Origin of the sequence: Micromonospora sp. NPDC049662, from assembly GCF_040675055.1 — a bacterium.
Classification (GTDB): Bacteria; Actinomycetota; Actinomycetes; order Mycobacteriales; family Micromonosporaceae; genus Micromonospora.
Genome location: NZ_JBFAOC010000072.1, coordinates 1 through 11,817 on the forward strand (window position 1 = coordinate 1; position 11,817 = coordinate 11,817).

An 11,817-nucleotide genomic window follows, 5' to 3' on the forward strand; every position below is an offset into this window, starting at 1 on the left:
CCGAGGTGTTGGTGAGGTCGTCGTTGAACACGGTGATGTTGCGGGTCACCGTGGCGTTGCGGGCGTAGCTGGGCACCGCCTGCGCCAGCGGGAAGCTGCCGTTGGAGTCCGAATTGCCGGAGGCGGACCAGTACGGGAGGTCGATCGCGGCCACCGGGTTGAACGCCGCCTGCACACGCTGGATCTGCGCGTTGCTCCACGGATCGGGCAGGTTGTCCACGCCGTAGATGGGGTGACCGCCCTCCTCCGGGGTGAAGTCGGTGGACCGCACGCCGGGCACGACGCTGGCCCAGGCGGAGAGCAGCGTGTACGGGCGCAGGTCGGTGGCGCCCTTGCCGCGCTTGGCAGCAGTCGCGGTGGCGAACCACTCGAAGCCCTGCTTGTTGTTGCATGCCGGCCAGATGAACTCGCCCTCGCCGTCGGGCCGCCCGTTCACGCTGACCAGGCCCTCCCCGTACCTGCCGAAGCCGTCGACGTAGTGCGGGATCACCGCGAAGTTGGCGTACGTCATCCCGGGATACAGGCTGACATTGTTGCCGACGCCCACCTCGACAATGATCGGCCGGGTGCCGTCGGCGCCGTTCATCGCCGCGTACAGGTCCTTCTCGAACTGCTCGGAATCCTGGCCGCTCTGGTTCGGCTCGTTGTTCTGACTCCAGCGGATGATCGCGGGGTGGTTGCGGTCGCGCAGGACCAGCGCACGGGCGTGGTTGATCATGTTGTCGCGCCCGACGGAGTTCTGCCACTCCTGCGAGGACTGAGAGCCGCGAATCGCGACCTCGTCGATGATCATCAGGCCCATCTCGTCGGCGACATCCAGCATGTACGGGCTTCCGGGCTCCTGGTGGATGCGCACCACGTTGTAGTTCAGCCGCTGGTAGTTGTCCACCGCCTGCGGCCAGCCGCCGTTGCCGGACGACGGGGGCAGGAAACCGGGCAGGGTGTGGTACGCGTCGCCCTTGCCGCCGTTGTTGATCCGGTCGTAGTCGCCACCCTGGAGGTTGTCGCCACGGAAGTTCACGCGCACGCCGTTGAGGTAGTAGTAGTCACCGTTCTGGGTGGCCTCTCGGAACCCGAACCGGGACGTGGCGTCGCTCGTCCGGCCGTCGTCGGTGACCGCATGCACCGTCAGCCCGTGCAGCTGCGCCCGGTACCCCGACCGGTACGGCACATTGGGCCACCAGTACGAGGTGCTGTCGAGGTTCCACGCGACCGGCCCCACAGTCACGGTCACGGTTGAGCGGGCCGCCACGGTGACCGTACGGCTGGGCAGTGCCGGGTAGCTGAAAGCCGTTCCGTTGCTGGACGACAGCGACCCGGTCAACGTCACCGACCGGGAACTGTCCGACGTGTTACGCACCGACACGTCGTAGGTCAGCGTCTTGTTCGCCACCGACGTACGCACGAATGTGTCGCTGACGTATACCGCCGGGTACACCCGCAGGAACGCGGACCCGAAGATCCCCTGCGGTATCGCCTCGGACCACGTGGCGGCGTCGGGCACCAGGTACCGGCCGTTGGATGCCTTCAACGCGCCGCGGCCCTTCACGTTCACGGTGATCGTGTGGGTGGTGCCGGGCGCCGCGTATGCGCTGATGTCGAAGTTCGACGGGGTGAACGCCGTCGTCTGGGTGGCGACCACGCGGCCGTCGACCGACAGTGTCGCCTGGTGGTTGACGGCGCCGAACTCGATCCAGGTCGACTGCGGCTGCCCCGAGTCCGGCACGGTGATGCTGCGCGAGTACACCGCCTCGTTCACGGTGGTGAAGCCCTGCTTGTACCAGCCGCCACCGGGCACCGCGATCGTGGTCGCCCCCCGACCCGCGGGCGTGAAGTTCCACGTCCCGCTCAGATCGACCGAGGTGATCGCAGCGTTACCGGCCGCCACACCGTCAACTCCGGCGGCCGCGGCACTCTGCGTCGCGACCGGCGCGGCCAGGGCCGACCCGGGGGTCGCCAGGGTCAGACCACCCAGCGTCAGGGGCAGGGCGAGCGCCACGGCTGCGGCCAGCCCTCTGGCCAACGCCGACAATCGGCCGCCCCAGTGGACGTTCGTACGATGCACGGTAACCCTCCTGTGACTCACCCGACAGCTCCGCAACACCGGTTCAGGGCACAGCCTCAAGGCCGATACTCGAATCGATTCGACAAATCTGCCGGCGTCGCCGGCCACCCGGGAAGGGTGGTTACGGCCCAGATACATAGATATGTATTAATGGGTGTCTGGAGCGTGAAGTCAAGGTTTCAAGACGGTTACTTCCTGCTCATGATGCCTCACAAGCCTCGAGTGGCCGCCGATGAGTACGACCCCTTTGGAGTGCCAGGGCATCGCGCTCAGGCACTCCGTGTCGCCGACCCATCGCCGCAGCGTCGATCGAATAGCGAACCGATTCGCCTCTGCGGCACCCGACCGCGTGACATATGGACAGCACTGTGGTCCTCGGCGAAGTCGGCGGGCGACGCGGCCTGACTTGTTCGGTTCGAAACTGAAGTTAGGCTGCTGGCAAGGAACGTGCTTCGCCAGCGTCACGGGCGGGTTACGGGAACTTAACGGTGAGTGTCTGACTGCGTAGACATGACTACGCAAACATACAGGACTATGGCCGGCGATGGGAGATGCCGTGACGCGATTGGCGGGGCCGGGTGGAAGCCCTCCGACGCCGCGCAGCGTGGACGTCGCGCGGCTGGCCGGCGTCTCCCAGAAGACGGTGTCCAGGGTCCTCAACGACGAGCCGTATGTCTCGGCCGACGTGCGCCGGCGGGTCCTGGACGCCGCCGAGGAGCTCGGCTACCGGCGCAACCAGGCGGCCCGGGCGCTGGCCTCCGGGCGGACCCGGTCGATCGGCGTGGTGACGCTCGGCAGCTCCTTGTACGGCCCGGCGTCGTGGCTCATGGGCATCGAGCGGGCGGTCCGGGAGGTGGGCTACACGCTGCGGGTGGCCACCACGATGGAGGGCGACCCGGGCGGCATCGCGAGCGCCCTGGCGTCGCTGCTGGACCAGGGCGTGGACGGCGTCATCATCTCCGAGCCGATCGACGAGGGCGTCGGCCCCATCAGCGTCGACGTGCCGGTCCTGGTCCTCGGCGCGCCGCCCACCTTCACCGCGCGGCAGGTCGTGACCGCCAGGGTCGGCGCGGGCCGGCTCGCGCGGGCCGCGACCGAGCACCTGCTGGAGTTGGGGCACGCGACCGTCCATCACCTGGCCGGCCCGCAGCGGTGGTATTCGGCACGGGACCGTCTCGCCGGCTGGCGCGAGGCGCTGCGAGCCCACGGCGCGGACGAGCCGCCGGTCGTCGAGGGCGACTGGTCGGCCGCGTCCGGCTACGCGGCGGGCCGGGAACTGGCCGGCGACAGCACCGTGACCGCGGTGTTCGCCGCGAACGACGACATGGCAATCGGTCTCATCCGCGCGCAGCTCGAGGCCGGGCGCCGCGTGCCCGAGGACATCAGCGTCGTCGGGTTCGACGACATCCCGGTCTCCGCCTACGTCACTCCCCCGCTCACCACCCTGCGGCAGCCGTTCGACGAGGTCACGCGGCAGGGCCTCGCGCTGCTGGTTCAGGTCATCGAGAAGCCGGACGTCGAGCTTGCACCGGCGGCCGACCAACCGGTCGAGCTCGTCGTCCGCGCCTCGACGGCACCACCGCCGCCCCGGCCGATCCCGGGACGTGGCCGCCGAGCGATCCCCCAGCCCACGGTGGCCCGCACGGTCAGCCCGCCGGCAGCGAAGTCGCATCCGCCGCGCCCGTGATCAGCGTCGATTTTTCCACCTACGGCGGCACGTCACCCGATGCCCCCACGGCCGTCGCCGACCAGCGGCGGTAGCACCCGCGCGGACGCACACCTCTCGATACCCCCTGTCCCCAACACGCCGTTGCCCGACGCGCCGGTCCCGCTACCCTTGCGACGGGAGTTGACCATGGCCACATCGTCCCCAACAGTCCCCGGTAAGCCGCCGAACCTTGCTTGCCTCGGCCGCAGCGGTGTCGTCGAGTGCCGCGCTGGCCGCGTGCGGCGGCGACGGCAAGGGCGGCGGTACCTCCGCCACCGCGGCGGTGAGCCAGGCCGACATCGACAAGGCGATGTCGACCGCGACCGAGCTGACGTTCTGGGGCCTGGGTTCCGGACATCGCGCAAGAGGTGGCGCTGTTCGAGCAGAAGTACCCGGCTGTCAAGGTGGCCAACGCCGGTCAGGGCGCCCCGGAGTACACCAAGCTGCGCACGGCGTTGCAGGCCGGTACCGGTGCTCCCGACGTGGGGCCTCGCCTCCTGCGCCTCCCAGACCGCAGGGGGCGGACCTACGAACAGCGACACGGTCGTACTCGTGGTGACCGGGTCCATGCTCTCGATCGTCCCGCTCGTCGTGGCCGTCCTGCTCCTGCGGCGGTACTGGCAGAGCGAGCTGGCCACCGACAGCGTCAAGCAATGACCGACCGCTCCACCTCGGAGGTTCCCCCCATGGCAGTGCTCCCCGCCCGCGTCCTCTTCGGCGCCGCGTACTACGTCGAGTACCAGCCCTATGAACGACTCAAGACCGACCTCGACCTGATGGTCGACGCCCGCTTCACCGTCATCCGGGTCGGCGAGTCGGTCTGGTCGACCTGGGAACCGGAGAACGGACGGTTCAACCTCGAGTGGCTCCAGCCAGTGCTCGACGGCGCACACGAACGCGGCATCTCCGTCATCCTCGGCACGCCCACCTACGCCGTGCCGCCGTGGCTCGCCCGGCAGTACCCGGAGATCGCCGGCGAGCGGGCCACCGGGCAGCGCATCGGATGGGGCGCGCGGCAGGAGGTCGACTTCACCCACCCGGGCTTCCGATTCCACGCCGAGCGGGTCATCCGGCAGATCGTCGGCCGGTACGCCGGCCACCCCGCAGTCATCGGGTTCCAGGTGGACAACGAACCCGGCAACGAACTGCTGCACAACCACGGCGTCTTCCAGCGATTCGTGGACCACCTGCGCACCACCTACGGCGACGTCGAGACCCTCAACCGCGAATGGGGCCTGGTCTACTGGTCGCACCGCCTCTCCACCTGGGCGGACCTGTGGACCCCGGACGGCAACGCCCAGCCCCAGTACGACGTCGCCTGGCGGGCGTTCCAGGCCCGCCAGACGACCGAGTTCATCGGCTGGCAGGCCGGCATCGTCCGGGAGTACGCGCGCGGCGACCAGTTCGTCACCACGTGCATCGCCTACGGCCGACCCGCGGTGCACGACGACGAGCTGACCGAACGCCTCGACGTCGCCGCCGGCAACCCGTACTACGTCATGCAGGACGCCCTGGCGCTGCCGGACCGCGACCACGACGACGTCGAACAGCACGGGAAGACCACCGGGGTATGGGCGCTGTACCAGAGCGCAGACCGCATGTTCTCGTCGCGCCAGGCGCCGTTCCTGGTCACCGAGACCAACGCCATGTCCATCGGCATGCCGTGGGACAACCGGCCGGCGTACGACGGCCAGTGGCGGCAGGCGGCCTGGGCGCTCGTCGCGCGCGGGGCGCAGATGATCGAGTACTGGCACTGGCACACGCTGCACTTCGGCGCGGAGACCTACTGGGGCGGGATCCTTCCGCACAGCGGCCGGCCGGGCCGCACGTACGCGGAGCTGTCCCGCCTCGGCGCGGAACTGGACGCCGCCGGCCCCCTCGTCGCCGCCCTCGAACCCGACGCCGACATCACGATGGTCTACTCGATGCCGAGCAACTGGCTCATGCAGAAGTACCCGCCGCTGTCTGCCGCGGACGGTGGACCGGACGCCGCGGCGTACCACGGCATCTTCGACCCCTTCTATCGCGGCGCATTCGACGCCGGCCGGCAGGTGCGCATCGTCCACGCCGGGCAGTTGCACGACCCGAGCGGTGAGCGGACCGGCCCAACGCCGGAGTCGGCCGCGCGACGGCATCCGGTCCTGGTCGTCGCGGCGCTGTATGTCGCCGACGACGCGACGCTCGACTGGCTCGCCGCCTACGCGGCCGCCGGCGGCCACCTCGTACTCGGCCCGCGGACCGGCTACGCCGACCACGAGGCCCGCGCGCGACACGAGCCGGCGCCCGGACGGCTCGTCGAGGCCACCGGAGTCCGCTACGAGGAGTTCAGCAACCTGGTGCGCGATGTCCCGGTCCGTGCCGCCTCGGGCGGGCCGCTCGACCTGCCGGAGCGGGCGGCGGCGACGCGCTGGGCCGACGGCCTCACCGTCGTGGACGCCGATGTGCTCGTCGAGTACCACCATCCGCACTTCGGCCGCTGGCCGGCGGTCACTACCCGCCGCCACGGCGCGGGCCGAGTCACCTGCGTCGGCACGGTACCCGGACGCGACCTCGCCCAGGCCCTCGCCGCATGGCTCGCGCCGGTGCCGACCGGCGGATGGCGCCGCCTCCCGGCCTCCGTCACGGCCACCACCGCCACCTCCCCGGACGGGCGCCGGGTCCACGTCGTGCACAACTGGAGCTGGGAACCCGTCGCGGTCGAGGCGCCGGTGCCGCTGACCGACGCCCTGAGCGGTGCCGCGGTCGCGCCGGGCACGGCGGTGCACCTCGGCGCGTGGGACGTGCGCGTCTTCGCGTCGGACGGAACTGAAGCTTCTGGCTGACCCGCCGGGGGTGAATCGCGGATCAACGAGCCGATCGTCGCGTTGCCGAGGGTCCGCGCTAGATCAGGATCTTTGGCGCGACGTCGGCGAAGAGCCCTGGTGGCGTCGAAGTGTTCGCGTCGGCCGTGGTAGCGGGCCTTCGGGATCACGCGCAGCTTTCCGAGGTCTCTGGATTGTCGCGTGCGGGCGACTACCCTGCTCGTGTGACTCTGCTACTCGAGACGCGTCCGTCCGACTCGCCGTGGGTCGAGTCCGTTGGACCTCGACGAGCGAGCAGGTCTTCGAGATGACCTCCGTCGCGGCGGTGCGCTGGGGTCTGGTGTTCTGGCAGCGCGAGGGCAGGTCCTACGCGAGCGTCACGGGTCCGGAGAGCAGGTCCAGCATCGCGCCCGTGCCCGACGGCGCGACGTTTCTCGGCATCGACTTCGCCTTGGGCACGTCGCTGCGGACCATGCCTACCCGGGCGCTGCTCGACGGCGGCATCGAGCTGCCCGACACCACACACCGGACCTTCCGGCTGGACGGCGCCCGGTGGGAGATCCCATGCCCCGACGATGCCGAAGCGCTCGTCACGCGTCTGGTCCGCGCGGGAGCCGTCGTCCGTGATCCGGTCGTCACCGAGGTCCGGCGGGGGCACGTTCCCAAGGTCTCGGAACGCACCGTCGAACGCCGGTTCCGCGCGGCAACCGGGCTGACCCAGGGCACTGTGCGGCAGATCGAGCGTGCCAGGAAGGCATCGATCCTGCTGACCGCCGGTATGCCGGTCGCCGATGTCGTCGCCAGACTCGAATACTTCGACGAGCCGCACCTGGCCCGTGCCCTGCGCCAATACATCGGGCACACGGCACGGCAGCTGCGGGAAGGCGTCCGTGGCGCGATCTCGCTGGACCTCAATCAGCGAACGACGTCGTAGATCAGCTTGACCACACCGTTCGGATAGGCCTCAGACTCGCGTAGACGAAGCATCTGCTTGTCGTTGTCTGCCCGGCTGAACAGACTCTTTCCGGCACCGAGTAGCACCGGGAAGAGCAGTAAGTTGTACCTGTCGATCAGTCCCGCGTCCGCGAGGCGGCGAGCAAGCGCAGCGCTCCCGTGTATGAAGATCGCGCCGCCGCCGCTCTTCTTGAGTTCCGCGACGTCATGAGTTGAGCGCAGGATCGTCGTCGGGCCCCAGCCGTCGAGGAGCGCGTCGTCGGCCAGGGTGGTCGACAGAACGTACTTCGGCAGTTCCTTGTAGGCGGCATGGTCCGGCGAGTCGCGCCAGACCGGCGCGAACAGCTCGTAGCTGTGCCGGCCGAACAACAGGGCGGTCGTGTCCTGCAACTCCTCATCTTTGAGCGAGAAGACCTCGGGCAGGACCTCAATGTCCTTGATCACCCAGCCGCCGCTGCGGTGCTCCTCACCCGGGCCGCCACCCGGGGAATCCAGCACGCCGTCGAGCGACATGAAGCCGGTGTAGACAAGATCGCGCATGGCGACACCCCCTGGTAGATCAAACACAAGCTGGTCCGCCCAGGGTAAGAAACGCCACCGCCCATCGTCTTGGACGGAAACGACACCCGCGGAGCCGTCAGCACGAAAGAGCGTCACCAACAGGGCCATGGACCGGCAAGATTAGTTGCCACGCACTCACATCGGCACGTCCGGATGCCTCACCCGGGCGTTATCTGGCTGCGCTCCGTGACGCGCAGGACACGGCAGATCCGTACCCGCACGGACCCCGCTGGCCAGGCGTGTCAGAGCGGATCCAAGAGCAGCACGCCATCCGGTGAGTAGACGAGCACCGCCCTGCAGAAGCCACGTAGCGGCGCACCCGTCGCAGCCCCACCCGCGCGAGGTTGACCAGGAGGATCACGTTGCCGTGCGACCTGGCATGACGAAGATGTTTCATTGACGTGAACCAATGCTGACCCTACTGTTGTCGAATCGATTCGAACACGCGGACCCGCGGCCTGTAGGCAGACCCGACCGGGCTGCAGCAGCGCCGGGGCCATGTCGCACACAACGCTTGAGCCTCGGTGTCGAGAGGAACTTCTGATGACGGACCTGCCCGTGAGCCGTAGGCGCCTGCTCGCCACCGCCGCGCTGAGCGCCGGCTCGGCGGCCGTAATCCCGGCCGTGGGTGCCGGACGGGCCGCCGCCGCTGCGCCTCAGGTCACGCTGCCCGAGCGGGGGATCTACGACGCGACGGCGGCGACAACCTGGACGGACGGGTTTCTCACCGGCAACGGCGAGTACGGCGCCGTCCTGTACGGAACGCCGACCCTCGAGAAGGTGATCTTCAATCACCACCGCTTCGTACTGCCCAACAGCAGCCGGGGTGTGACCCCGCCAGTAATCTCAGGGCGGCTGGCCGGCGTGCGCGACAAGGCGCTGGCCGGGAACTACGGCGGAGCCAACACGGACTTCGCGGCTGGCTGGAACCTGCGCTGGACCCAGACCTACCACCCCGGCTTCGAGTTGCAGATCAGCACGCCAGGCATGACAACGGTCAACGGATACGCCCGCACCACCGACTTCCGGACCGGGGAGGTCAACTCCACCTGGATCGACAGCTACGGCACCTGGACTCGCCGCGCCTTCGCCTCCCGAGCCGACCACGTCGTCGTACACGAACTGACCCCGGCATCCGGACGATCCATCGACGCGACGCTGAGCGCCAACACATCCCTCGCGGGCGTCCCCGGCTCGGTCCGTTTCACCACCCTGGCCAGCGTCATTGACGGCTCCGGCTACCTGAACCTGCGAGGCGCCTACCCGTCCGGACAGGGCGCGTTCGGCTTCGAGGGCGTCACCCGGGTCGTCGCCAGCGGTGGCACGGTAGCCGCGAACGGGTCGACCATCGTCGTGACCGCGGCAACCAGGCTCCTCCTGCTGACCAAACTCGACCGTTACGAGTCCCCCACGGCCTGGGACAGCAAACCGTTGCACGCGGCGCTGGCCGCGGTGCGCGCCGACTATGCCGAGCTACGGACCCGGCACGTCACCCTGCACGCGGCGATGTACGACCGCTCCCGCCTGGACTTGAACGTCTCCGCCGCCGACCGGCAGCTGTCGACCACCGAGCTGATCGCCCGGCAGAACGCCAATCGCAACACCATCGATGTGGCCCTGCTGGAGCGCCTCTACGACAGCGGCCGTTACCTGTTCATCAGCTCCAGCGGCGTCCTGCCGCCGCGGTTGACCGGAATCTGGGCCGGCACCTGGAACGGCGCCTGGGCCGACGATTTCACCACCGATGCCAACATCAACCTGCAGGTCGCCGGCGGCAACATTCTCGACCTCACCGATGCCATGCAGGGCTACTTCAACCTGATCCTCGGCCAGCTCGCGCACTGGCGTACCAACGCTCGCAACCTGTACGGCGCCCGCGGCTTCCTGGCCCCATCGCGAACCGATGGCGAGTACGGACACATGCTGCACTTCGACGCCGGCTTCCCCGGCCAGTGCTGGACCGGTGGCGCGGACTGGCTGCTCTACCCGCTGCTGGAGTATTACCAGGTCACCGGGGACCGGACGTTTCTGGCTGAGAAGCTGGGACCGGCACTGATGGAGCTAGCACTGTTCTACGAGGACTTCCTGACCCGCACCGATTCGGCCGGCCGTGTGGTCTTCGTGCCGTCGTTCTCGATGGAGAATTCGCCGGCCAGCACGAACGTCCTGCTGGCGATCAACGCCACCGGCGACATCCAGGCCGGCAGACACGCCCTGCGGGCGGCTGTCGAGGCCGCCAACGCGCTCGGTGTCGAGCAGGGCGCCGGTCAAGGTGTCGCACGCTGGACGGCCCTGCTGGCGAGGATCCCGCCCTACACGGTCAACGGCAGCGGCGCCCTCGCCGAATGGTCCTGGCCGGGACTCACGGACCGCTACAACCATCGGCACGTCCATCACCTGTACGGCGCGTGGCCCCTGCACGAGATCAATCCCGAGGAGGCGCCCGGTCTGGTCACCGCCGCGCTCAGGGCCCTGGCGCTGCGCGGTGACGAGAACACCTCAGCGCACGGCAGCCTGCATCGAGCCCTTGCCTCCGCTCGGCTGAAGGACGCCGCCGGCGTCTACAACAACCTCCGGAAGATCATCGGCAACAACATGATCTTCCGGTCGCTGATGACAGCACACAACCCGAACCTGGAGACCTACAACGCCGATGCGGCAAACACGCTGCCGGCCGTGCTCAGCGAAGCGCTCGTGTACACCAGGACCGGTGTCATCGAGCTGCTGCCCGCCGTGCCCGGCCAGCTCGCCAAGGGCACCATCACCGGGGTCCGCGGACGCAACCAGGTCCGCATTCACAGCCTCTCCTGGGATCTGCCTGGTCGCTCAGTAACCGTGGCACTCACCTCGACGATCACCCAGGCGATTACCCTCATCAGCCGGCGCGGGATGGCGTCCATCACCACTTCCGCGACGGTCACCCCCTCGCCGCTCGGCCCGCATGCCCGGGTGATCTCGATGACGGCCGGACAACAGATACAGGTCGTCGTAGGTCTACCAGCCGCCGCCGGCGGCGGCGTCGTTCGACTGCTCAACCGGCGCAGCGCAAAGGTGCTGGACGTCAACGGCGGCTCCACCACGGACGGGGCAACTGTCATCCAGTGGCCGTGGACTGGCGCGGCCAATCAGCAGTGGCGACTGCTACCCAACAGCGATGGCTCATTCCGTCTGTCCGGTGTCAAGAGCGGGAAAGTCCTCGACAGCCCAGGCGGCTCCGGCCAGGGCGCGGCACTCGTTCAGTGGGCCGACAACGGCGGACGTAACCAGTGGTGGAACCTCGTCCCGGCAGCGACCAGCGGATACTACCGGCTCGCCAACGTGAGCAACGGCTGGTGTGTCGGGATCGAGGGCGGCTCCACCGCAGACGGCGCCAGGGCGGTCCAGCAACCCGTCAGCGGCGAGATCAGCCAGGAATGGCAGATCCTTGATGCCTGAGGCGGATGGTCAGAGGCACTGGTCGCAGCGGCTCCGGGCGATGGGCCGCCAGCACCTCAACAGCCACCGACGATCGTGCAAGCGGTGAGCGCACACCCCCAATGGCTTCGCCGAGCGCCCGTACAACACCTCACCCAACGGTCGATGACCGTCGATCGCCGCGGTGTCGTGCCGGGAGACATGGTTGTCGCGGAGTGAGCGGCTCAGCCCGCCGCAGGCTGCTTGTGTCTGATCTCTTCGAGCTCCCACAAGCCACGGATGTGGGCTCGGTTACGAGCCGTGCTGGTCGGGAC

At 68.8% G+C, this 11,817-nt stretch carries 6 protein-coding genes; 4 read left to right on the forward strand and 2 right to left on the reverse strand.

Annotated elements, in window-relative coordinates; genetic code table 11:
- On the reverse strand, positions 1–2,065 hold a 2,065-nt coding region (locus tag AB0J36_RS30875; protein ID WP_363661459.1), incomplete at its 3' end, for a glycoside hydrolase family 2 TIM barrel-domain containing protein.
- A 556-nt stretch (positions 2,066–2,621) separates the two neighbouring features.
- Here AB0J36_RS30875 and AB0J36_RS30880 point away from each other — a divergent pair.
- The 3 genes from AB0J36_RS30880 to AB0J36_RS30890 all read left to right on the forward strand — a co-directional run bounded on the left by AB0J36_RS30880 (position 2,622) and on the right by AB0J36_RS30890 (position 7,508).
- Positions 2,622–3,752, forward strand: a complete 1,131-nt coding sequence (locus tag AB0J36_RS30880) for a LacI family DNA-binding transcriptional regulator (RefSeq protein ID WP_363661460.1) — start codon at positions 2,622–2,624, stop codon at positions 3,750–3,752.
- 707 nt (positions 3,753–4,459) lie between these two features.
- Positions 4,460–6,595: a beta-galactosidase gene (locus AB0J36_RS30885; RefSeq protein WP_363661461.1), complete on the forward strand. Its 2,136-nt coding sequence runs from the start codon at positions 4,460–4,462 to the stop codon at positions 6,593–6,595.
- Positions 6,596–6,986: 391 nt separating this feature from the next.
- Positions 6,987–7,508 carry a helix-turn-helix domain-containing protein gene (locus AB0J36_RS30890; RefSeq protein WP_363661462.1) on the forward strand — a complete coding sequence of 174 codons (522 nt, stop codon included), beginning with the start codon at positions 6,987–6,989 and terminating at the stop codon, positions 7,506–7,508.
- On the opposite strand, the gene AB0J36_RS30895 is transcribed toward AB0J36_RS30890, so the two are convergent.
- Entirely contained in the window at positions 7,490–8,068 is a 579-nt protein-coding gene (locus tag AB0J36_RS30895; protein WP_357123179.1) for a dihydrofolate reductase family protein, read from the reverse strand. The two genes, AB0J36_RS30890 and AB0J36_RS30895, sit on opposite strands and share 19 nt — an antisense overlap.
- Before the next feature lie 564 nt (positions 8,069–8,632).
- Here AB0J36_RS30895 and AB0J36_RS30900 point away from each other — a divergent pair.
- Positions 8,633–11,524, forward strand: coding sequence for a glycoside hydrolase N-terminal domain-containing protein (locus AB0J36_RS30900; protein ID WP_357123176.1), 2,892 nt, complete (start codon positions 8,633–8,635; stop codon positions 11,522–11,524).
- Positions 11,525–11,817: the final 293 nt, after the last annotated feature.